Below are 21,577 nucleotides of genomic sequence, written 5' to 3' on the forward strand. Positions count from 1 at the left end.
CGGTCAGGCCGTGGCGAAGTGGTCGTAGATGCGCTTCGACAGCCAGAAGCCGATATAGACGGCGATGCCGCCGATGACGATGTGCGGCAGGTTGGCGAAGAATCGGGTTGGGAATTCGATGTCGTTGAGGGAGCGGAAGCCGTTGATGAAGATGCCGGCATCGAGGCAGCCGGAGCCGGTGATCAGCCCGAGCACGCCGTCGAACAGATAGACCGAGCCGAACAGCTTGAAATAGAACACCGCCTGGCGGTGCGAGATGAAGGCGGCGGCCAGCGCCCAGACGCCGGAAAAGGCATGCAGCAGGTCGTCATACCATTGCAGCGAGAACAGGCCGAACAGGTTGCCGTCGGCATCGTTGAAGGCTGGAATGTAGCCGATGGCCACGACCGCGAAGAACAGGAATGCATAAGCGACGGCAAGCTTCTGGATCAATGTCATGAAGTATCCCCCTTCAATTGACGTCGAACGTTAGCTGATTTTGTTTCCGGTTGCAGCCCCAACCGGAAACACCGCAACAATTGTGTGGGAGAGCCAAAAAACAGTCGGCGCCGGGATTTCTCCCAGCGCCTCCCTGTCAGATCAGGACACGGTCGTGGCAGCAACTTCCGTAAAGTCGTCGCGCCATGCCGGCCTTGATTTTGACGGTCCTGCCAGAAGCCGCCCGAGGGCGACGTCCGTTCCAGACCACGCCGGTCTTGGCCCTTGCGGGCTTTGCCCTGCGTGCCATCGAAGGTTTTTGCCGTCCTTCATGGCAGCATCGGTCCGCCGTCGGCGTTGGCACGCTTTCCGCGGCCCCGTAGGTCTCGGCTTCCGTCCCTCGAACAGGCAAGCCTGCTCTCGCTTCGGGCCGTACGGGCCTCAGGAAATCCGCCTTTCACTTCGCCTTTCGGCTTGACGATCGGTAGCCGCCTGAGATGGGTTGAACTTACGCCGGGTAAGGGGTTTGGGAAATGGCCGCGCCCCTGTGGATAGCGGGATTATCGGGGACCGATGCCAGAAGCCAAGGAAATTCAGGCGCGAACGCCTTAGACAGCCTGCCCGCCTTTCGGCGAACGAACCGGCGGTGCCCCCTTGCTCTGCCGACAGGCGCGGGTTTCAATGCCGGCAAAAGGATCGGGGCCGGCAGAGGATCGGGCGCGGCATGTCCGGCGCCTTCCGGGGGAGGATGCGTAGTGAAGGTCGGGGTGGTGCTCAATCCGATTGCCGGTGGCGGCCGGCTGAAACGGCATTGGCCCGATGTCGCCGCCGCGCTGAAAAAGCACTTCGGCGATTTCGAACTGCGCGAGACGCAGGCCGAGGGCGACGCCGAGCGGCTGGCGCTCGATCTCGCGGCAAACGGCTTCGACCTGGTGATCGCGGCCGGCGGCGACGGCACGGCCAGCGAAGTGGCCGACGGCCTGCTGCAGGCCCGCGAGGAGGGCGGCAGGACAGCCGAACTCGGCCTGCTGCCGTGCGGCGCCGGCATCGATTTCGCGCGCGGCCTCGGCCTGCCGAAGGAGATCGACGCAACGCTGAAACGGATCGCCGACGCCAAGGCAAGTGCGGTCGATGCCGGCCGCATCTGCTATGTCGACGATCATGGCGCGCTGGCCAGCCGGCACTTCATCAACATCGCCAGCCTCGGCCTGTCGGGCGCCACCGACCGTGCTGTCAATGCCGACAAGCGCAAGGGCAGGATGTCGGCCAAGGCGCTGTTCCTGTGGCGCACGGTGGTCGAGTTCATCCGCTACCGCTTCCAGGACGTACGGATCACCGTCGACGACGCCACGCCGGTCGAGGCGCGGATGGCGCTGGTGGCGGTGGCCAACGGCAAATTCTTCGGCGGCGGCATGATGATCGCGCCCGATGCGGAGCTGACCGATGGGCAGTTCGACATCGTCATCCTGCGCGCGGCCGGCAAGCTGAAGCTGATCTGGGATATCAGGCTGCTCTATGGCGGCAGGCATCGCAGCCATCCCGCCATCACCATCCTGCGCGGCAGGAAGGTGGTGGTCGAACCGCTCGGCGATGTGGAAAAGAACGGCGCGCTGATCGACATAGACGGCGAGTCGCCGGGGCGCATACCGGCGACCTTCGAGATCCTGCCCGGGGCGTTGATGGTGAGATATTGAAGCGAGGCGTTGCCGGGGGAAGAGCGTCCCACAACGTCGTCATCCCTGGGCGAAGCAGGAGCGAAGCTCCGTCGCGGAGACCCTGGGATCCATGCCGCGACCTGGCCGAAGAGTGCGGCGGAACAGCACCGTTGCAACGCCTTGATGTTACGGCATGGATCCTCGGGTCAAGCCCGAGGATGACGAAGGGGAGGGTGTTTCCGCCAATCGCCGCGGTATGCAATCCGATCGAAACTCTCGCTCGGGAAACCAGTCGAGATGTTGCAGCTCTGATTCAAGTTGTTGCGGCTATGATTCTAGATTCTTGCCCAACGCATTGATTTCATTTGCTGGCTCATGTTGCTCAAACCTCCAGCTTGGCCGGAAAACCCGGCGCACGAAGATCGGTTCCGACCGCGTCTTCCAGCAGCTTGACGATCTGGGTCGACCAGGCACTGCCGCCAAAGGCAGCCTTGCCCTGCTGAAAGATTGCGTCGACCCGCGATGCGAGCTCCAGCGGAACGCCGAAATCCCTGCCCATGGCGAGCGCGAAGCCAAGGTCCTTCAATGCCAGGTCCATGGTGAAGCCGATGTCATAGGAGCCGTTCAGCACCAACTGGCTTTCGGTCTCGTGCACGAAGCTGTTGCCGGAGGAGGCCACGATGGCGTGGTAGCTCTGCGCGAGATCGAGCCCTCCCTGATTGGCCAGCATCAGCGCCTCGCCGGCGGCGACCAGATGGATGAAGGCCAGCATGTTGGTGATGACCTTGATCACCGCCGCCGAGCCGATCGGGCCCATCAGGAAAGACTTCGCGCACATGGCTTCGATCGCCGGGCGGTGGCGCTCGTAGAGGATGGCATCGCCGCCGACCAGCGCGGTGATTTTGCCGACCGCCGCCAGATGCACGCCGCCGGTGACCGGGCATTCGAGCGTCTCGACGCCCTTGGCCGAGGGGAGGGCGGCAAGCCGTAAAATCTCGTCGCGGCCGTTGGTCGACATTTCGATCCATGTGCCGCCCTTGGGCAGACCTTCCAGCAACCCGCCCGGACCAGCCAGCACCGCCTCGCTGACTTTCGGTGAGGGCAGGCACGTGATGGCATTGCCGGCGCGGGCGGCCGCTTCGGCCGGGCTGTTGGCGGCCGTGGCGCCAAGCGCGACGAGGCGCTCGACGGCGGCGGGATCGCGGTCGACAACGGTGACGGCAAAGCCGTTGCGGAGCAGGCTGGCGGCAAGGTTGCCGCCGAGATGGCCAAGGCCGATGAAGGCGTAGCTTTCGCTCACGGCATCAACGGCGTCTGCATCATCTGCAGATGCAGGTCCTTGCCGGTATAGGGATGGGCATCGCAGACCGCCTCGTTGAGCTCCACGCCGAGGCCGGGCTCCTTCGATGGGATGACATTGCCGTCCTGCCATTCGATCTTCTTCTTCAAGAGCGTGGCGTGGAAACCGTCCCACTGTTTCAGCGATTCCAGGATGAGGAAATTCGGCAGCGTCACCGCGAGCTGGATGTTGGCGGCACCGACGATCGGCCCGCAATAGCAATGCGGCGCGACCTGGATGTGGTAGGCCTCGGCCATGGCCGCGATCTTCTTGGTCTCCAGAATGCCGCCGGAGCGGCCGAGATCCGGCTGCAGGATGGTGGCGGCGCGGTTCTCGATGACGCGGGCGAATTCGGATTTCGTCGTCAGCCGCTCACCGGTGGCGATCGGGATCGAAGTCGCACGCGCCACCTGCGCCATCACTTCGGGCATGTCAGGCGGCACCGGCTCCTCGAACCACAGGGGATCATAGGGTTCGATGGCGCGCGCCATGCGCAGCGCGCCCGATGCGGTGAACTGGCCGTGCGTGCCGAAGAGGATGTCGGCGCGGGTGCCGACCGCCTCGCGGATCGCCTTGATCATGCGGGTCGAGACATCGATGTCGATGAGGCGCGGCTGGTGGCCGTCGAAGGCGGTGTAGGGGCCGGCCGGGTCGAGCTTGACGGCGTTGAAACCCTGCTCGACATATTCGAGCGCGCAGGCCGCCGCCATCTCTGGGTCGTTGTAGACGTTCCTGCCGTCCGGCGCGTCCTCCGAATGCACGCTGCCGGTGTGCGGGTAGAGGTAGGTGTAGGAGCGCAGCGTCTCGTGCACCTGGCCGCCGAGCAGCTTATAGACCGGCTTGTCGGCCTCCTTGCCGACAATGTCCCAGCAGGCCATTTCGAGTGCGGAAAAACAACCCATGCCGGAAACGTCGGGGCGCTGGGTGAAGCCGGAGGAATAGGCGCGGCGGAAGAAATTCTCGATGTCGTGCGGATCGCGGCCGACGAGATAACGCTCGGCCATGTCCTCGATCATCTTTGCCGTGATGTGGGCGGAGAAGGTGGCGTTGTAGGCCTCGCCATAACCGGCCACGCCGCCATCGGTGGTCAGCTTGACGAAGATGAAATACTTGCCGCCGATGCCGGGCGGCGGATTGCCGACAACCCAGGTCTTGACGTCGGTGATCTTCATGCGTGGTCCTCCAGAACCAGTTCGGCGCCCTTCCACCCGGTCATGACCGAGGCGGCGTTGGTGTTGCCGGTGATGTTGTCGGGAAAGATCGAGGCGTCGATGACGCGCAAGCCTTCGAGCCCGTGCACCTTGAGGCGCGGATCGACCACGGATCGCGAGGGGTCGGGGCCCATGCGGCAGGTCGAAACCGGGTGATAGACCGTGCCGGAGCGCTTCCTGAAATCGGTGATCAGGTCGGCGTCGGACTGGATCGACGGGCCGGGCAACACCTCTTCGGCGATGATCTCGGCCATGGCGGGCATCGAGGCGATCTTGCGCACGAATTTCACCGCCGCCAACATCTCGTCGACATCGGCGTTGGTCGAGTAGGCGTTGGCGACGATTTTGGGATAATCCAGCGGATTGCTGGAGCGGATCATGATCTCGCCGCGGCTCGATGGACGGCAGTTGGACAGGCCGATGGAGAAGCCCGGCCACGGATCCGGCGTCAGGATCGGCCGCTCGCCGTTTTTCGGGATGAGCGTCGAGAAGGCCTGGAAATAGAGCTGCATGTTGGGCCGGGAAGACGCCGGGTCGGTGCGGAAGAAGCCGCCGCCATGGTTCATCGACAGCGACAGCGGGCCGGAGCGGGTCAGGATGTACTGCATGCCGACCAAAAGCTTGCCCCACCAGGGGCGCAGGATCTGGTTGAGCGTCGGCAGCTTGCCCTTGAAGGTGTAGTTGATGCCGACGTGATCCTGCAGATTGGCGCCGACATTCTCGTTGGCATGCACCACCGGGATGCCCAACCCTTTGAGCAGCGCCGCCGGGCCGACGCCGGAGAGCTGCATGAGCTGCGGCGAGTTGATCGAGCCGGCGGACAGGATGATTTCACGGCCGGCGCGGGCCGTCCTGGTCTGGCCGTTCCGCAAATATTCGACGCCGACCGCGCGCTTGCCTTCGAACAGGATGCGGCTTGCCAGCGCATTGGTCTCGACGCGGACATTGCCGCGCTTCATCGCCGGGCGCAGGAAGGCGCGGGCGGCCGACATGCGACGGCCGTTTTTGGTCGAGATCTGGTAGATGCCGACGCCTTCCTGGGCGGCGCCGTTGAAGTCGGGATTGAGCGGCAGTCCGGCCTGCTGGCCGGCGGCGAGATAGCGCTTGGTCAACGGGTGGACGGCGCTGGCTGTATCGCTGATGTGCAGCGGGCCGCCGGTGCCGCGCCATCGGTCGGCGCCGGCCTCGTTGTCCTCGAGCGCCTTGAAGGCCGGCAACAGATCGTCATAGCCCCAGCCGGGATTGCCGGCGGCGCGCCAGTCGTCGAAATCCTCGCGCGCGCCGCGGATCCAGACCATGGCGTTGATCGAACTCGAGCCGCCAAGCAGCTTGCCGCGCGGCCAGTGGTCGACATTGCCGCCAAGGCCGGGATCCGGCTCCGTCTTGTAGTTCCAGTTGACGGTGGGATCGAAGAAGGTCTTGCCGTAGCCGAGCGGCATCTGCACGTAAAAGCGCCGGTCACTGCCGCCGGCCTCCAGCACCAGGACCGAGAAGCGCCCAGAGGCCGACAGTTTGTCGGCCAGGACGGAGCCGGCCGAGCCGGAGCCGACAATGATGAAATCGTAGGTCTGCATGGTGGACGTCGGTGGCTCCTGAATGTGGCACCAGCCTAGGCGCGGCTGGTCCGCCAAGTCGCCGGGCCTTCCGGCATCGGTTGTGAAAAAAGCGACTGGTATATCCAGCCGGGTTGCCGGGAATACCGACAATCACGCTTGATATGCATGGGGTCGACGGACTATGCGAGGGCATCGGCCACTCTGCGCAAGGCAGGAGAACCCATGCGTGTCCTGTCGGATGCTTTCATTCCCGAACTGCCGGCCTATTACAAAGGCAAGGTCCGCGAGAATTACGACCTTGCCGACGGCAGGCGCATCATCATCGCCACCGACCGTCTCAGCGCCTTCGACATCATCCTGACCTCGATCCCGTTCAAGGGAGAGATACTGACGCAGACGGCGCGGTACTGGTTCGAGGAAACGGCCGATATCTGTCCGAACCATGTGCTGGAATATCCCGACCCGAACGTGGTCGTCGGCACAAGGCTCGACATCCTGCCGGTCGAGATCGTCACGCGCGGCTATCTGGCCGGGACCACCAGCACCTCGATCCTGACCCGCTACCGGCGCGGCGAACGGGAGATGTACGGGATGCGCCTGCCGGACGGCCTGCGCGACAATGAGAAGCTGGCCGAGCCGGTCATCACGCCGACCAGCAAGGCCGCGGATGGGGGCCATGACGAGCCGCTGTCCAGGGCCGAGATCATCGAGCAGGGTCTTCTTACGCAGGAGCAGTGGGACACAGTTTCGAGTTACGCCCTGAAGCTGTTCGCCCGCGGCCAGGCGCGCGCCGCAGAGCGCGGCCTGATCCTTGCCGACACAAAATACGAATTCGGTACCGACAGGGACGGGACGATCATTCTCGCCGACGAAATCCACACGCCCGACAGCAGCCGCTACTGGATCGCCAGGAGCTACGAACAGGCGCTGGCTGATGGCACGCGACCGGAGAGCTTCGACAAGGATTTCATCCGCTCGTGGGTAACGGCGCGCTGCGATCCCTACAAGGACCCGATCCCGAGGATTCCGGACGAGATCGTCGAACAGGCCTCCAGCGTCTACGCCCGGGCCTACGAGGCGATCACGGGCAGGGCTTTCGTGCCAGACCTTGCCGGGGAGACCGTTCTCGCCCGCATCCGCTCGAATCTCGCGCGCTTCTTCTAGCCGCCAAGCAGGCTTTGCCCCGATGCCCGGTGCGCGTCGGCGGTCCAGTGGCGCGTTGACGCGTCCGCGCCGTGACGCTACGGGATCGCAGGCAATCGATATCGAGGAATTTCTCGCATGGTGCAGTACGCGGATGGACGGCCGATCGGGGACCTGACGCTGCGCACTCTGGCCATGCCTTCGGACGCCAATGCCGCCGGCGACATTTTCGGCGGCTGGGTGATGGCGCAGATGGACCTTGCCTGCGGCATCCGCGCCGCCGAGCGCGCCAGGGGGCGCGTGGTGACGGCGGCGGTCAAGGAGATGTCCTTCGCCAAGCCGATGAAGATCGGCGACACGCTGTGCATCTACACCCATGTCGAACGCGTCGGCCGCACTTCGATGACGCTCAAGGTCGAGGCCTGGGCGCAGCGCTATCTCTCCGACCTGATGGAAAAAGTCACGCACGCCGATTTCATCATGGTGGCACTGGACGGCGAGGGCAAGCCGAAGGCCGTTCCAGCCGAAAGCTGATTCGATACCGCCAATCCGGACATTTGTAACATCGCCCGTGCGATGCGGTCAGCGACATCCTGCCGTTGCCTCCACGGCCAATTCTGCGGGCCTCGGAGGAAGACAATGCGTCAACACCTATTGAACGGCTGGCTTGCGGCGGCTCTCGCCGCGCTCGCCATAACTGCTTATGCCGAAGTCAAACAGGACCTTGGGCGCACCGCCTGTCTGCATGACACGGCTGGTGCGAAGGAGCGGACAGCGACGTGCACGATCTGCAGCCCGACGCCTTGGGGGCCATGGCGCGAAGAGCCTGACCGGCTGCCTTTGGAATGTGGTCACCGCCACGCGCGTGAGCACACCTGAGCGCCATGGACAAATTCCCGGATCTCTTCGGCGAACCAAGACTTCTCGTTCAGGGAACCATGACTTCGTCTGCAACGCGAAGCGCCGCTCGGTGCGAAACTCCGGACTCCTTGCCGCGCAAGGACTTCAGGCTTGCATCTCGTCGAATTTGGCGCGCGCCGACTGGACACGTTGGGTGTTCTTGCGGGCCCATTCGCCGAGCGCGCCGACCGGGACCAGCAACTCGTGGCCAAGCTCGGTCAACTCGTAGTCGACGCGTGGCGGTATGGTCGCAAACACCTTGCGGGTGACGAAGCCGTCGCGCTCCAGGCCGCGCAAGGTGGTGGTCAGCATCTTCTGCGAGATGCCTCCGACGGCCGCGCGCAACTCGTTGAAACGCAGCGGTCCGCCGCCAAGCTTGCCGACCACGAGCACGGTCCATTTGTCGCCGACGCGCTGCAGGATCTCCGACACGGCCCGGCAGTCCTCGGTGTTATGCGGGTGCCTCAGTAACAAAAACGTGCCTCCTTGCGCGCCGGTTTGTCACTATCACATATAGCGCCGGTATCCAAACGATACCAAAAATTCCCGCAAGGAGAGCCCCTTATGCCCAAGCCCAAAATCGCCATTGTCATCGGTTCGACGCGCGCCGCCCGCTTCGCCGACGTGCCGACGCAGTGGATCGCCAAGATCGCCAAGGCACATGCCGATATCGATGTCGAAATCGTCGACCTGCGCGACTTTCCGCTGCCCTTCTTCGATGAGGTCGCGTCTTCCGCCTGGGCGCCGTCGCAGAACGAAGTCGCACAGCGCTGGCAGAAGAAGGTCGCCGGATTCGACGGCTTCATCTTCACCGCCGCCGAGTACAATCACGGCCCGACTGCCGTGCTGAAGAACGCCATCGACTACGCCGCCAACGAGTGGAACAAGAAGCCGGCCGGTTTTGTCGGCTATGGCAGTGTCGGAGGCTCGCGCGCTGTCGAACAGCTTCGTCTCCACGCCGTCGAATTGCAGATGGCGCCGGTCAAGTCCGCCGTCCATATCGCCTGGGGCGATTTCCTTGCCGTCCGCCAGGGCGAGAAGAAGCTCGAAGATCTCGAGCACCTGAATCAGGCCGCCGCCGCGCTGGTCAACGACGTCGCCTGGTGGGCCAAGGTGCTGAAGGCCGCTCGTGCCGCCGATGCTATCGCCGGGGAAGCCCAGGCGGCCTGATCCGCCGGATCGGATTGTCCTCCCAAGGCTACGGGGGCGGTGCTTGCGCCGCCCTTTTTTCGTTGGGGGTTCTTGCAAAGAAGTTGCGGCTGGGCCTGAAACGCCGCGCCGCACCAAACAAACCGCGTGGCGTTGCGGCGGACGCATAGGAAGTGAACTGTCACCGGACGTGCTGAGGGCCAGCCTGCCCGAGCGGTTCCAACTGGCGGCGAACGGACAGCTAAAGGTCGCGATCGGCTGCCCCCGTGGCGCGGGCGAGCAGCAGGGCGCGTTCCCTGTCGTTGCCGGTCAATTTGGCGGCGTGGCGGAACGCGGCGCTGGCTTCCGTCTGATGGCCGAGCTTCTGCAGGAGATCGCCGCGCACCGTGGGCAGGAGATGCGAGTCTTGCAGGCGCGGCTCGTCCCTCAGCGCCTCGACGATGGCAAGGCCTTGCGCCGGGCCGAACGCCATGCCGACCGCCACGGCGCGATTGATTTCGACGATGGGCGAGGGGGCCGTGAGCGCAAGCGCCTGATAGTAGGCCGATATCGCGATCCAGTCGGTGTCGGCGGCAGTCACCGCGCGGGCATGGCAGGCCGCGATCATCGCCTGCAGCAGATAGGGTCCGGGCGCTGATGTCAGGAGCATGGCGCGGTTCAGGCCGTCGAGGGCGCACCGGATGAGCGACCAATCCCACCGGCCGCGATCCTGGTCGAGCAGCAGGATCGGATCGCCCGCCCCGCCGGTGCGACCCGCGAAGCGGGAGGCATTGAATTCCATCAGCGACACCAGCCCCTGCACCTCGGGCTGATCCGGCATCAGCGCCGCCATCGAGCGGCCGAGGCGCAGCGCTTCGCCGCACAGATCGGCGCGCAGCCAGTCCGGTCCGGCGGTGGCCACATAGCCCTCATTGAAGATGAGATAGACCACCTCCAGCACAGCACTGAGGCGTTCGCGGCGCTCTTGCGCACGCGGCGTCTCGAATGGGATGGCGGCATCGCGAAGGCTTCGCTTGGCGCGCACGATGCGCTGAGCGGCGGTGACTTCGGGCACCAGGAAGGCGCGGGCGATCTCCGGCGTCGACAGTCCGCCCAGCAGCCGCAAGGCGAGTGCGGCACGTTGCTCGGCCGGCAAGACGGGATGGCAAGCGGTGAAGATCAACCGCAGCAGGTCGTCGTCGATATCCTCATCAAGCGCCGCCTCGATGTCGGGCATCTCGCGCTCCAGCTCGGTGAGATCGATGGCGAGTTCGCGATGCTTCCCGTCGATCATGGTGGTGCGGCGCAGCCGGTCGAGCGCGCGGTTCCTGGCGACCTGCGTCAACCAGGCGGCCGGATTGCGCGGAATGCCGTCGCGAGGCCAGCGCTCCAGCGCCAGCAGGAAGGCGTCCTGCGCGATTTCCTCGGCCAGCCCGACATCCCTGAGAGTGCGTGCCAATCTGGCGGTGAGCTTCGGCTGCTCGATCCGCCAGACGGCTTCGATGGTTGCGTTGGGGGTCAATCCTTCAGCCTGCCGAGGCGGTCCGCTACCTTCTGGACGTCCTCGGGAAATTCGCTCATTTCAAAGACCTGGCGGATTTCGATCACGTCATTCTCCCCCGCGGGGCAGCGGCGGGCCCATTCGATGGCCTCGTCGCGCGAGCGTACATCGATCACCCAATAGCCGCCCAGCACTTCCTTGACCTCGGCGAAGGGGCCATCGACGACCACAGGCTTGCCGCCTTTGAAGCTGACCCGCGCCCCGGAGGATGGCGGATGCAGGCCGTCGAGCGCCAGCAACACGCCGGCTTTCTTCAGCTCGTGATTGTATTTCATCATCCCTTCCACCGCCTCGGCGCTGGGCATGACATCGGGCGCGGCGTCCGCGTAGCCGCCGGGGATCATCAGCATCATAAACCGCATGGTCTTTCTCCTTGGTTGGGTTGGTTCAATGATATGACGAACGGGCAAGGCTGAAATCGACACGCGTGGCCAGAAAGTTCATGTCCCGATTGTCCAGGCAGCAACGTGGACCGCCATATCGGCGGGGCTGCCATCTGGCCCGCCGGTCGGCCCTGATATATCCGGCTGCGATCCATCACATGAGGGACCTCGTGAAGTCATCCCACCCGGCAGGCGCCGTTTCTCCCATGGTCCCGGTGCTTGTCTGCGCGCTCGGCATCTTCCTTCTGTCGGGGATGGACGCGGCGATGAAGGTCCTCGTCATCGCCGTCGGCGTCTACAACACTGTGCTGTGGCGCAGCATGCTTGCGACCGTGGTTGCGGGCGCCGGCTGGTCGGCGGGGCCGCGCACGCTGCCCACGCCTTCCGTGCTCAGGCTGCACGTATTGCGTGCCGCGGTCGTCGGCGTTGTCTTGCTGTCCTTCTTCTGGGGGCTCGCCCGGCTGCCGCTGGCGGAGGCGATCGGGCTCAGTTTCGTAGCGCCGCTGTTTGCCCTGCTGCTGGCCGCGCTGCTGCTGGGCGAACGAATCCAGCGCCAGGCGATCTGGGCCTCGCTGGCCGGCATTGCGGGCGTCGCGATCATCGTGGGCGGCCAGTTCGGGCAGACAAGCCATGCCAGGGATGCCTTGCTCGGCACGGCGGCGGTGCTGGTGTCGACGGTGTTCTATGCCTACAATTTGATCCTTGCGCGGCAGCAGGCGCTGTTGGCCAAACCGATCGAGATCATGCTGTTCCAGAACCTTTGCGTGGCGGTCATCCTCGGTCTCGCCGCACCCTGGCTCGCCATTGCCCTGCCGCGCGAGCTCTGGCTTCCGCTGGCCGGAGTGACGGCACTGTCGCTCGCCGGCCAGTTCCTGATGAGCTGGGCCTACGCGCGGGCCGAAGCGCAGTATCTGATTCCGACGGAATACTCCGCCTTCATCTGGGCGATCGCGCTTGGCTTCCTCTTCTTCGACGAGGCGGTGACCTGGACCACGCTGGCGGGAGCGGGCCTCATCGTGGCCAGTTGCCTGATCGCGGCACGTTCAAATCCCAGGCTTGCCGAGCCGATCGAAGCCGCTGTCTGAGGGCGAAGGCTTCCCGCCCCACCGCAGGATCCGGCGCCGAGAAGGCAGGCGGCGATGAGCCGGGTGGATACCCTTCATCCAAGTAGATCCTTCATCTAAGTAGATCCTTTGCAATTTCTGGTTTATACACAATTTTACTAAATAGCCGCAGTTAACCGGCACTCTTTTCCAAGATAATAAGTATAGCCTTCCGAAAGATCGATGTTATGGTCAATTGTGTAATGATTCCCGGGAACGATATCGTTCCTTTCAGCATTGATCCAATGCGGCCATCCGAAGTTCGTATCGAACGATTCGAGCTGGCCCGGCATCGCGAGGAGGATTTGTCCGATGAGCTTCTTCGTCAACGCCGTGGGTGTTCCTCTTCCCTATAGCGGCACGTCCAACCACTGGTACTCAGCGACAGGGGCCGGGCCGGACATGTATGGCAGCCCCGGAAACGATTCCTTCTGGGGAGTAGGCGGTGCTAACGTCACGATGCACGGTGGCACGGGCGATGACATCTATTACCTCTATGGGGCGGGCAACAAGGTGGCCGAGGCCGCCGGCGCAGGCATCGACACGATCAGCACATGGATGAGCTACAAGCTCCCCGACAATGTCGAGAACCTCATTGTCACAAACCCCAATAACTACGCCTTCGGAAATGGGTTGGACAACATTATCACCGCCACGGCCGGGCACCAGACGCTGGACGGCGGCCGGGGAAACGACGTTCTGATCGACGGCGGCGGCGGCTACGACACCTTTATCATCTCGAAAGGCAACGGAAGCGACCTGATCGCCAATTTTGCCGCCACCGACACCGTCCGCCTCAATGGCTATGGATTCACATCGTTCGACGCCATCCACTCGAACATGGTCCAAGCAGGATCGAACGTGCTGTTGAACCTCGGATCCGGCGAGATCCTCGAGTTCAAGGATACAACCGTCGACAACCTGCATTCCAACCAGTTCCAGTTGCCGATCGACATGTCCGGAATGAAGCTGTCCTTCAGCGACGATTTCAACACGCTCAATCTTCACAATGCCCAGGGTGGCACATGGGATACCAATTTCTCATGGGGGGCGCCGAACGGCAGCACATTGACCAGCAATGGCGAGCTGCAATGGTACATCGACGCCAATTACGGGCCGACGAGCTCCGTCCATCCGTTCAGCGTGAACAACGGCGTGCTGACCATCACTGCCGCGCAGGCGCCGGCCAATATCAAGCCCCTGATCAACAATTACGAATACACGTCAGGCATCCTCAACACACACAGCACTTTCTCGCAGACCTACGGCTATTTCGAAATGCGCGCCGACCTGCCCGAGAACGCCGGCGCCTGGCCGGCCTTCTGGCTGCTGCCGGCAGACGGCTCGTGGCCGCCGGAACTGGATGTGATCGAAACGCGCGGACAGGACCCGAACTCGTTGATCATGACGGCGCACTCGAATGAAACGGGAACGCACACCAAGGTGACGTTGACGGTGAATACCATGGATACCGCCGGCTTCCACACCTATGGTGTGCTGTGGACGCCGGACAAGCTCGTCTGGACCTATGACGGTGTCCAGGTCGCGGAAACGGCGACGCCATCCGATATGCACAAGCCAATGTACATGCTGGCCGATCTCGCGGTCGGCGGCATTGCCGGCGCGCCTCCCGATCATCTGGCGACGCCTGCCGAGATGAAGATCGACTACATCCGCGCCTATACGCTGGACAACGCGCCGGCGAGCGCTCTGCACCTCACCAGCAGCACCGCCACGCACAGCATCGCCAGCAGCACGCAGCACGGCGGTTCCGAATTCGGGGGCCACGTGTAAGGTCTCGGGATCATGCAGCGGCGGGAAATGCGGAAATGACTGGACCCTTCGGCCTGCGGCCGGTCTTCATGCGCGCCATCGCCGATGTCGGCGTCTTCTCGCTGCTGATCAACATCCTGCTGTTGGTGATTCCGCTCTACCTGTTGCAGGTCTATGATCGCGTGCTGCCGTCCTCCAGCGTCGAGACGCTTGTCTATCTTTCGGCCATCGCGGTTCTCGCGCTCGCCTTCCTCGGGCTGCTGGACGCGATCCGCGCCGTTTACACGCAGCGCGTCGCGGCGACCGTCGACCGCAAACTGGGTGCCAGTACCTTCGCCGTTTCGCTCGGCGCAAGATATGCCGGCGGCCTTTCGCCGCTGCGCGACCTCGCCTCGGTCTGCGCCTTCATCAGGTCGCGCGGCGTGGCGGTGTTGTTCGACCTGCCCTTCGCCCCTGTCTTCCTCGCCTTGCTCTATCTCATCCATCCGGTGCTGTTCTGGGTGACGGTCGCCGGCGCGGTGCTTCTGCTTTTCCTGGTCGTGGCCAACCAGCTTGCCATCGGCAGGAACGATGCCTTGTCCACGGAGCGTTCGGCCTTGGCCAGCCAGGCGGAACAGGCCTTTGCCCGCAATGCGGAGACGCTGCGTGCCATGGGTATGGTGGAGAACGCCGCGCGGGTCTGGGGACGGCATGTAGGGGCGGCGCTCACCTTCCATGACCGTTCCTCGAGCGCCAATGCGATCTTCAGCGGCGCCTCGCGGGCGTTGCGCATGATGCTGCAACTGGCGATCCTCGGCGCCGGCGCATGGCTGGTGCTTCAAGGGCAAATGACGGCCGGCATGATCTTCGCCTCGTCGCTGGTCTCGTCGCGCGCGCTGCAGCCGCTCGACCAGCTGATCGGCGCCTGGCGGCAGATCGCCGACGCCCGGCGGGCGTGGGCACGGCTGGAAAAGGCGCTTGCTACACGTCCGGCCGGGTCGCGAAAACTGATCCTGCCCGATCCGGCAGGCGCGATTTCCGCGCAGGACGTTTTCTTCATGGCGCCGAATGCCCGACCCGGCACGGAGCCCCTCCTCAAGCGGCTGACCTTTGCGATCGGCGCCGGCGAAGCGTTGGCCATCGTCGGCCCGAGCGGCGCCGGCAAATCGACGCTGGCGCGGTTGCTCGTGGGTGCCGCCCAACCGACCGGCGGCTCAATCAGGATCGACGGCGCCGACCTCGGGACCTGGGACGAAAGCCAGCTCGGAAAACATATCGGCTACCTCTCGCAGGAGGTCGAGCTCTTTCCAGGATCGATCGCGCAAAACGTCGCCCGCTTCGACCCGGAGGCGGACGACGGAGCGATCGTCGAGGCGGCAAAGCGCGCCCAGGTGCATGAGTTGATCCTGGCGCAGCGCGATGGCTACCAGACCATGATCGGCCCGTCGGACAGGGCGCTGTCGGGCGGCGAGCGCCAGCGAATAGGGCTGGCGCGCGCCTTCTACGGCAATCCGCGGTTCCTGGTGCTCGACGAGCCCAGCTCCCATCTCGACGGTAGCGGCGAGGCTGCGCTCGAGGCGGTGCTTTCGGCCGCACGGACGGCGGGCGTCACGGTCGTCGCGATCACCCATCAGCCTTCGATCGCCGCTGCTTGCGACCGCGTGATGCTTTTGCGCGGCGGCATGATCGAAGCCTTCGGTCCAAGCGGCGAGGTGCTGCGGCGGTCGGTCACCGGCAAGGCGGTCCAGCAGAGCACGGTGGTGACCGGGTCGTTCGCCCCGACGATCCGCGCGGGTGGCAGTTTCGGATCCTGAGATGACGACACGGAGCCTCGCCTGGGACAGTCAGCCACGCACCGACATAAGACGCGTGGCCCTCACCGGCTATGCCGCCATAGCGCTGCTGGCGGGCGGCTTCGGCTACTGGGCCGTGAGCGCCCCCTTGTCGGGAGCGGTGATCACGCAAGGCACGATCTCGGCAACCGGCGGAAACATCCAGATCCAGCATCGCGAGGGCGGTATCGTCCAGGCGTTACTGGTCCATGAAGGCGATCGCGTGCAACTGGCCCAGGATCTGATCGTTCTGGACCCAACGGCCGCGCAGGCCGAACTCAACCGGCTGACGAGACAGTCGATCGCGCTCAGGGCGAGTGCGGCGCGGCTGGAGGCGGAACGCGACGGGTTGGACAGGCTGGCGCCAATCACCGAAGCGGCGCCGGCACCTTTCCAGCCCGATTTCGAGACCCTGATTCGAGAACAGCAAAAGGAATTCGACGCCAGGCTCGCCCGGTTCCGGTCGGAGAAATCGATCCTGGCACAACGGGTCGCCATGCACCGGCAGTCGGTGGTGGGGTTACAGGCCCAGAAACAGGCCGTTCAGCAACAAGCCGAAGTCGTAAAGAAGGAACTCGGCATCAAGACCGGCTTGCTGGACAGGGGCCTCACCAACCGTACCGAATACTCCCAGCTATTGCGTAGCGAGGCCGATCTCGTCGGGCAAGCCGGAGCGCTGGAGGCCAATCTCGCGACGGCCAACACCCAGATCGTGGAAGGCCAGGAGCAGACCGAGCGCCTGACCACGCAACGCGTCGAGGAGGCGCTGACGAAACTGGACGACGTTCGCTCCAATCTGGCCGATGTCGACGAACAGATCAGGGCGGCGGAGGCGGTGCTGCGGCGCACGACGATCAAGGCGCCGGCAGCGGGCATCGTGGTCTCGTCGACCTACAATTCCAAGGGCAGCGTGATTGCCCCGGGCGAGAAGATCATGGAGATCCTGCCCACTGCGTCGGGCCTGGTCGTCGATGCGAAGCTGCGGCCGAAGGACATCGATCAGGTCCGTATCGGCCAGCCGGCGAAACTGCGATTGTCCGCGTTGAACTCGCGGCTCACGCCAGAGGTTTCAGCCACAGTGACGCAGATTTCGGCGGATCGGCTCATCGACCAGACCACGCGTGAGCCCTATTTCCGCGCGAAGCTGACGATTGCCGCCGACCTGCCGCCCGGCGTGAGGCGTGATCAACTTTATCCCGGGACGCCGGTCGAGGCGTTCATCAGCACCGGCGACCGGACTTTTTTCGAGTATCTCGCGCGGCCGATGCTCGATTCATTCGCGCGCGCTTTCGCGGAGCAGTAGATCGCCTTGGACATTTGAACGGTCAGCGTGCCATCTCGCGGTGGCCGCTGGGCAGGCGGGTGGCGATCAGCTTGTCGATGCGGCGGCCGTCGAGGTCGACCACCTCGAAGCGCCAGCCCTGCGCGTCGACGCATTCGCCGGTCGCCGGCAGATGGTGCATGTGCGACAGCACATAGCCGGCGACGGTCTCGTAGTCGCGGTTCTCCGGCAGGTCGATGCCCAGCACCTCGGCCATCTCGTCGGCCTGCATGTAGCCGGCGAGCAGCCATGAGCCGTCATCGCGCTGGACGGCGTTTTCTTCCTCGCCGGCCTCGAGGTCCGAGCGGAAGACGCCGGTGATGGCTTCCAGAATGTCGGCGGGGGTGACGATGCCTTCGAAGTGACCGTATTCGTCATGCACCAGCGCCATCGGCACGTTGCTCTCCTTCAGCTTCTGCAGCACGTCCAGCGCATCGGCCTGGTCGTGCACGATGGGTGCCGCGCGCACATATTTGCGCGGGTCGAGCGCGCGGCCGCCGAGCAGTGCGGCCAGCACGTCGCGTGTCTGGATGACGCCGATCATGGCGTCGACCCCGCCGTCGCCGGCGGGCAGGCGCGAATGCTGGGTGTCCATCAGAAGCTTGCGGATCGTGGCTTCGTCGGACTGCAGGTTGATCCAGTCGACATCGGTGCGCGGCGACATGACGGCGCGCACGGCGCGGTCGCCAAGTCGCATGACGCCGGCGATCATGCGCCGCTCGTCGGATTCGATGGTGCCGTGATGCTCGGCCTCGGCGACCAGCATCTTGATCTCCTCGTCGGTGACCTTTTCCTCGCTTTCGCCGCGATGGCCGAGCAGCCAGAGCACGGAACGGCCCGAAATATCGAGCAGGAAGACCAGAGGGGCCGAGACGGAGGCAAGGATGGTCATTGCCGGGGCCGCGCGGGCCGCGACCCGCTCGGGATCGCGCAACGCAATCTGCTTGGGCACCAGCTCGCCGATGATCAGCGAGGCATAGGTGATGATGGCCACGACGATGCCGACGCCGAGCGGATCGGCGATGTTCTCGCGGATGCCTGTCGAAGTCAGATATTGCGCCAGCCTCTGGCCGAGCGTGGCGCCGGAAAAGGCGCCCGAGAGCACGCCGACCAGCGTGATGCCGATCTGCACGGAGGACAGGAATTTGCCCGGGTTGGAACCAAGCGCCAAAGCGCGGCCGGCGCCTTTGACGTTACGGTCGATCATCGCTTTCAGGCGAGCCGGCCGCGACGAGACGATGGCGAGTTCGGACATCGACAGAAGGCCGTTCACGCAGATGAGGACGACCACGGTGGCGATTTCAACGTATAGCATGAGGGCTCAATAGCATTGCCGCACGGCTTTCGAAAATAGTCGGCGACCATTTTAGAAAGATGACGGCGGATGCGGGGCGATCAGACGGCGTCCCAGGGTGGCGATGAGAAATGCGCGACCAGCGCGTCGACGACGACCCGCACCTTGGGCGTCAAGGCCCGTGTCACCGGCCAGATCGCATGGACGGAAATGTTTTCGACCAGCGTGTCCACCAGCACCATTTCGAGCGCGCCGCTCCTGAGGCTGTCCGCCACCAGCCAGGTCGGCAGGAAGGTGATGCCGCAACCGGCAAGGACCGCGCCGAGCATCGGCTCGCCATTGTCGAGCACCAGCCTTGCCCGCGGCGTGAACTTCGCGACATGGCCATCGGCCTGCCTGATGCTCCAGGCGTGGGCGACGCCGTTGCGGGTGTAGCCGATCAGGTCATGGCCGGCGAGATCCTCGATCGTCCGTGGTCTGCCGTTTCTGTCGAGATAGGCGGGGGCGGCGCATATGGCCGAACGCTGGGTATAGAGCCGGCGTGCGGCGAGCGACAGGCTGTCGTCGAGGTCGCCCATGCGGATCGCAAGGTCGATGCCTTCCTCGATGAGATCGACGCGGCGGTCGTTGAAGGAAATCTCCATGGCCAGATCGGGAAATCGCCTGGAAATGTCGAACAGCACGGGCGCCACGCAGCGGTGGCCGAAGGCCGAGGGCAGGTCGACCCGAAGCCGGCCCGAGGGCACCTGCCGGCGCGAGGCAAGCAGCGCCTGGGCGGCTTCGATCTCGGACAGCGCCCTGACGCAGGCTTCATAATAGGACAGGCCTTCACTTGTCGGGCTGAGGCTGCGCGTGGTGCGGTTGAGCAAGCGAATGCCAAGCCGCTGTTCCAGCTGCGCGACCGATTTGCCGACCGCCGATTTCGTCACGCGCAGCCGCTCTCCGGCGCCGGTGAAGCTTCCTGCCTCGATCGTTTGAACGAAGGCGACGATGCCTTGCAGATCCGCGGATTCCATCGATCTATTCCCATTGTAGAAATCTGATCACCAGCTCGTTTCCAATTATGGATCATAGAAGCGCTTTTTTCCACAGTGAAACAGCGTAAATATCGCCATGCAATCGGGAGCAGACACAATGAGCAGCGACATCAACAGATCCTGGCGGATGACCGGCTTCGGCCTGCCCAGGCTGGAATTGGCCGAAGGGAGGATTCCCGAGCCCGGGCCGCATGACCTGCTGGTGCGGATCAAGGCCATATCGCTGAACTACAAGGACAGGATGATCGTCGATGGCGTGCTGATCCCCGACCTTGGCTTTCCGTTCGTCCCGACATCGGATGCGGTTGGCGAAGTGGTGGCGGTCGGCGGCGATGTCAGCCGTTTCCGGACCGGCCAGCGCGTGCTGGGGCACGTGATTGCCGACTGGCCGGATGGCGATGCGCCGCCAGTGCTGCATCACCACACGCTGGGATCGTCGCTGCCCGGCACGTTGAGCGACTACCTGCTCCTGCATGAGGACGCCGCTGTGTTGGCGCCGCCATCGCTCAGCGATGCGGAGGCTTCGACGCTGCCGATCGCGGCGCTGACGGCATGGTTCGCCATGGCCGAGGCGACAAGACCGGTGCCTGGCCAGACCATTCTGATCCAGGGCACGGGCGGCGTCTCCCTGTTTGCGCTGCAATTCGCCCACGCCTTCGGCCTGCGCGCCATCGTCACGTCAAGCAGCGACGGCAAGCTCGAGTGGGCGAAGACGCTCGGCGCCTGGCAAGTGATCAACTATCGCGCCCGGCCGGCATGGGACGAGGCGGCGCGCGAGCTGACAGGTGGCGCCGGCGTCAACCATATCCTCGAAATGGTCGGCGGCGACAATGCGCGGCGCTCGCTCGACGCACTGGCCGCCGACGGCCGGCTGTCGATCATCGGCCTCCTGGGCAGCATGGAGCTCAGCTTTCCGATCGTGCCCTTCCTGCGCAACCGGATTGTCGTGCAAGGCATTTCGATCGGCCACCGCCGCGCCTTCGAACGGATGAACCAGGCGATCGAGGCGCTGGCGATCAAGCCGGTCATCGACAAGATCTTTGGGTTCGACGAGGTGCCGCGGGCCTTCGAGCATCTCGAGAAGGGGCCGTTCGGCAAGATCGTCATCACTACGGCCTGATCTCCGGTCACGGCAATTACCTCAGCACGCCGACGATTGCCGTGCCGTCGGTGAAATAGGGGTCGCCGCCGCCATTGCGGCCGGCCCGAGTGGGGCCGATGCCTGCCACGTCACTGGTTGAAAGCAACAGGCCGGCGGCATTGAGATCGCCGATCACAAAGTCGCGTTCGGCATCGAGGTCGGGACCGATATGATGGGTGATGGCGCCCGTGTCGTGGCTCAAGCCGACGCCGCGATCGAAGCTGGCGGCGCCCAGCCAGAGTGGCCTTCCGTCGTCGCCGACCGTATCCGTCCGCCAGAAGCGGACATGGTGGCGCCGGTCGGCACTGTCGCCGACCGGCTTTTCGAAAGCGAGTTGCTGGGCGCGGCCCTCGAACAGCAGGCGGCTCATCGGCGCGTCGGGATAGGGCCGGGAAAACAGGACGCTTTCGCCGATGTCGATGGCGGTCCTCAAGGTGACGGCGTCGGCGGTGTCCCAGCCGGCGGCGGCGAAAGCGTGCACCAGCTCCTTCTCCGTGCCGACCAGGCCGACATTGATGGGGTCGCCGGGAATGCCTTGCGGCGTGTGGGTGACCATCTCGAAGCGCTGGTTGCGAAAGCCGCGATCGCGGAACGTCCAGAATTCCGGCGCGGCGACATAGGCGAGCGCCGCATACCCGGCCAATAAGGCCGGTATCCAGATCGCAATGCGTCGCCGAAGACTTCTGTGGGTCATCTACTCACTGTCTCGTTGCGGCCACCATGCCTTCGTCATCCTAGGGCGTAGTGACGATTTAACTACCTGAGCCAGATAGCGATAGCGGCAAGTTTGACAAAGCCCATGAA

19 protein-coding genes are annotated in these 21,577 nt (G+C 64.4%); 9 read left to right on the forward strand and 10 right to left on the reverse strand.

Annotated elements, in window-relative coordinates; translation table 11 throughout:
• Positions 1 to 3: 3 nt before the first annotated feature.
• Positions 4 to 438 (reverse strand): DUF4383 domain-containing protein, encoded by a 435-nt coding sequence (locus O7A60_RS27915; protein WP_027143311.1) that lies wholly within the window; start codon positions 436 to 438, stop codon positions 4 to 6.
• 734 nt (positions 439 to 1,172) lie between these two features.
• Here O7A60_RS27915 and O7A60_RS27920 point away from each other — a divergent pair.
• A complete protein-coding gene (locus O7A60_RS27920) occupies positions 1,173 to 2,111 on the forward strand; it encodes a diacylglycerol/lipid kinase family protein (RefSeq protein WP_337108941.1) in 939 nt (312 codons plus the stop codon).
• A gap of 343 nt (positions 2,112 to 2,454) precedes the next feature.
• Here the strand turns inward: O7A60_RS27920 and O7A60_RS27925 are convergent, their stop codons facing one another.
• The 3 genes from O7A60_RS27925 to O7A60_RS27935 are packed head-to-tail and all read right to left on the reverse strand — an operon-like array spanning position 2,455 to position 6,196.
• Positions 2,455 to 3,372, reverse strand: a complete 918-nt coding sequence (locus tag O7A60_RS27925) for an NAD(P)-dependent oxidoreductase (protein WP_337108942.1) — start codon at positions 3,370 to 3,372, stop codon at positions 2,455 to 2,457.
• Complete coding sequence (locus O7A60_RS27930; protein ID WP_337108943.1) at positions 3,369 to 4,583, reverse strand: mandelate racemase/muconate lactonizing enzyme family protein; 1,215 nt, start codon at positions 4,581 to 4,583, stop codon at positions 3,369 to 3,371. Before O7A60_RS27930 ends, O7A60_RS27925 begins: the two co-directional genes overlap by 4 nt.
• Entirely contained in the window at positions 4,580 to 6,196 is a 1,617-nt protein-coding gene (locus tag O7A60_RS27935) for a GMC family oxidoreductase (RefSeq protein ID WP_337108944.1), read from the reverse strand. The genes O7A60_RS27930 and O7A60_RS27935 overlap by 4 nt, the downstream gene beginning before the upstream one ends.
• A 204-nt stretch (positions 6,197 to 6,400) precedes the next feature.
• On the opposite strand from O7A60_RS27935, the gene O7A60_RS27940 reads away from it, so the two are divergent.
• Together O7A60_RS27940 and O7A60_RS27945 are read left to right on the forward strand one after the other, a co-directional pair.
• Positions 6,401 to 7,342, forward strand: a complete 942-nt coding sequence (locus tag O7A60_RS27940; protein ID WP_337108945.1) for a phosphoribosylaminoimidazolesuccinocarboxamide synthase — start codon at positions 6,401 to 6,403, stop codon at positions 7,340 to 7,342.
• Between the two features lie 117 nt (positions 7,343 to 7,459).
• Positions 7,460 to 7,855, forward strand: a complete 396-nt coding sequence (locus O7A60_RS27945; protein ID WP_027143305.1) for an acyl-CoA thioesterase — start codon at positions 7,460 to 7,462, stop codon at positions 7,853 to 7,855.
• A 471-nt stretch (positions 7,856 to 8,326) separates the two neighbouring features.
• Here the strand turns inward: O7A60_RS27945 and O7A60_RS27950 are convergent, their stop codons facing one another.
• Positions 8,327 to 8,695 carry a winged helix-turn-helix transcriptional regulator gene (locus O7A60_RS27950; RefSeq protein ID WP_337108946.1) on the reverse strand — a complete coding sequence of 123 codons (369 nt, stop codon included), beginning with the start codon at positions 8,693 to 8,695 and terminating at the stop codon, positions 8,327 to 8,329.
• 90 nt (positions 8,696 to 8,785) lie between these two features.
• Here O7A60_RS27950 and O7A60_RS27955 point away from each other — a divergent pair, with 90 nt between their 5' ends.
• A complete protein-coding gene (locus O7A60_RS27955; protein WP_337108947.1) occupies positions 8,786 to 9,391 on the forward strand; it encodes an NADPH-dependent FMN reductase in 606 nt (201 codons plus the stop codon).
• Positions 9,392 to 9,611: 220 nt separating this feature from the next.
• Here O7A60_RS27955 and O7A60_RS27960 read toward each other — a convergent pair whose 3' ends face one another.
• Positions 9,612 to 10,871: an RNA polymerase sigma factor gene (locus O7A60_RS27960; RefSeq protein WP_337108948.1), complete on the reverse strand. Its 1,260-nt coding sequence runs from the start codon at positions 10,869 to 10,871 to the stop codon at positions 9,612 to 9,614.
• Positions 10,868 to 11,272 (reverse strand): YciI family protein, encoded by a 405-nt coding sequence (locus tag O7A60_RS27965; protein ID WP_337108949.1) that lies wholly within the window; start codon positions 11,270 to 11,272, stop codon positions 10,868 to 10,870. Before O7A60_RS27965 ends, O7A60_RS27960 begins: the two co-directional genes overlap by 4 nt.
• A gap of 179 nt (positions 11,273 to 11,451) precedes the next feature.
• Between O7A60_RS27965 and O7A60_RS27970 the strand changes: the two genes are divergently transcribed.
• The 4 genes from O7A60_RS27970 (at position 11,452) to O7A60_RS27985 (ending at position 17,283) form a co-directional block, all read left to right on the forward strand.
• Positions 11,452 to 12,378: a DMT family transporter gene (locus O7A60_RS27970; RefSeq protein WP_337108950.1), complete on the forward strand. Its 927-nt coding sequence runs from the start codon at positions 11,452 to 11,454 to the stop codon at positions 12,376 to 12,378.
• 330 nt (positions 12,379 to 12,708) lie between these two features.
• The gene (gene eglC, locus O7A60_RS27975; RefSeq protein ID WP_337108951.1) at positions 12,709 to 14,190 is read left to right on the forward strand and encodes an endo-1,3-1,4-beta-glycanase EglC; all 1,482 of its coding nucleotides are present in this window, start codon (positions 12,709 to 12,711) and stop codon (positions 14,188 to 14,190) included.
• A 35-nt stretch (positions 14,191 to 14,225) separates the two neighbouring features.
• Entirely contained in the window at positions 14,226 to 15,962 is a 1,737-nt protein-coding gene (locus O7A60_RS27980; protein ID WP_337108952.1) for a type I secretion system permease/ATPase, read from the forward strand.
• A gap of 1 nt (position 15,963) precedes the next feature.
• Entirely contained in the window at positions 15,964 to 17,283 is a 1,320-nt protein-coding gene (locus O7A60_RS27985; protein ID WP_337108953.1) for an HlyD family type I secretion periplasmic adaptor subunit, read from the forward strand.
• Between the two features lie 22 nt (positions 17,284 to 17,305).
• Here the strand turns inward: O7A60_RS27985 and O7A60_RS27990 are convergent, their stop codons facing one another.
• Both O7A60_RS27990 and O7A60_RS27995 read right to left on the reverse strand, forming a co-directional pair.
• Positions 17,306 to 18,616 (reverse strand): hemolysin family protein, encoded by a 1,311-nt coding sequence (locus tag O7A60_RS27990; RefSeq protein ID WP_337108954.1) that lies wholly within the window; start codon positions 18,614 to 18,616, stop codon positions 17,306 to 17,308.
• 80 nt (positions 18,617 to 18,696) lie between these two features.
• Complete coding sequence (locus O7A60_RS27995) at positions 18,697 to 19,611, reverse strand: LysR family transcriptional regulator (RefSeq protein ID WP_337108955.1); 915 nt, start codon at positions 19,609 to 19,611, stop codon at positions 18,697 to 18,699.
• Positions 19,612 to 19,729: 118 nt separating this feature from the next.
• On the opposite strand from O7A60_RS27995, the gene O7A60_RS28000 reads away from it, so the two are divergent.
• Entirely contained in the window at positions 19,730 to 20,752 is a 1,023-nt protein-coding gene (locus tag O7A60_RS28000) for a zinc-dependent alcohol dehydrogenase family protein (protein WP_337108956.1), read from the forward strand.
• A gap of 16 nt (positions 20,753 to 20,768) precedes the next feature.
• Here the strand turns inward: O7A60_RS28000 and O7A60_RS28005 are convergent, their stop codons facing one another.
• Entirely contained in the window at positions 20,769 to 21,467 is a 699-nt protein-coding gene (locus O7A60_RS28005; protein ID WP_337108957.1) for an LssY C-terminal domain-containing protein, read from the reverse strand.
• Positions 21,468 to 21,577: the final 110 nt, after the last annotated feature.

This window comes from Mesorhizobium salmacidum (SeqCode) (assembly GCF_037179605.1).
Lineage (GTDB): Bacteria > Pseudomonadota > Alphaproteobacteria > Rhizobiales > Rhizobiaceae > Mesorhizobium > Mesorhizobium salmacidum.

Excerpts from the sequence above, each read along its gene's own strand:
- O7A60_RS27915 (WP_027143311.1), bottom strand. The coding sequence starts at position 438 with ATGACATTGATCCAGAAGCTTGCCGTCGCTTATGCATTCCTGTTCTTC.
- O7A60_RS27930 (WP_337108943.1), bottom strand. The coding sequence starts at position 4,583 with ATGAAGATCACCGACGTCAAGACCTGGGTTGTCGGCAATCCGCCGCCC.
- O7A60_RS27935 (WP_337108944.1), bottom strand. The coding sequence starts at position 6,196 with ATGCAGACCTACGATTTCATCATTGTCGGCTCCGGCTCGGCCGGCTCC.
- O7A60_RS27940 (WP_337108945.1), top strand. The coding sequence starts at position 6,401 with ATGCGTGTCCTGTCGGATGCTTTCATTCCCGAACTGCCGGCCTATTAC.
- O7A60_RS27945 (WP_027143305.1), top strand. The coding sequence starts at position 7,460 with ATGGTGCAGTACGCGGATGGACGGCCGATCGGGGACCTGACGCTGCGC.
- O7A60_RS27955 (WP_337108947.1), top strand. The coding sequence starts at position 8,786 with ATGCCCAAGCCCAAAATCGCCATTGTCATCGGTTCGACGCGCGCCGCC.
- O7A60_RS27965 (WP_337108949.1), bottom strand. The coding sequence starts at position 11,272 with ATGCGGTTTATGATGCTGATGATCCCCGGCGGCTACGCGGACGCCGCG.
- O7A60_RS27970 (WP_337108950.1), top strand. The coding sequence starts at position 11,452 with ATGAGGGACCTCGTGAAGTCATCCCACCCGGCAGGCGCCGTTTCTCCC.
- eglC (WP_337108951.1), top strand. The coding sequence starts at position 12,709 with ATGAGCTTCTTCGTCAACGCCGTGGGTGTTCCTCTTCCCTATAGCGGC.
- O7A60_RS27980 (WP_337108952.1), top strand. The coding sequence starts at position 14,226 with ATGACTGGACCCTTCGGCCTGCGGCCGGTCTTCATGCGCGCCATCGCC.
- O7A60_RS27985 (WP_337108953.1), top strand. The coding sequence starts at position 15,964 with ATGACGACACGGAGCCTCGCCTGGGACAGTCAGCCACGCACCGACATA.
- O7A60_RS27990 (WP_337108954.1), bottom strand. The coding sequence starts at position 18,616 with ATGCTATACGTTGAAATCGCCACCGTGGTCGTCCTCATCTGCGTGAAC.
- O7A60_RS27995 (WP_337108955.1), bottom strand. The coding sequence starts at position 19,611 with ATGGAATCCGCGGATCTGCAAGGCATCGTCGCCTTCGTTCAAACGATC.
- O7A60_RS28000 (WP_337108956.1), top strand. The coding sequence starts at position 19,730 with ATGAGCAGCGACATCAACAGATCCTGGCGGATGACCGGCTTCGGCCTG.
- O7A60_RS28005 (WP_337108957.1), bottom strand. The coding sequence starts at position 21,467 with ATGACCCACAGAAGTCTTCGGCGACGCATTGCGATCTGGATACCGGCC.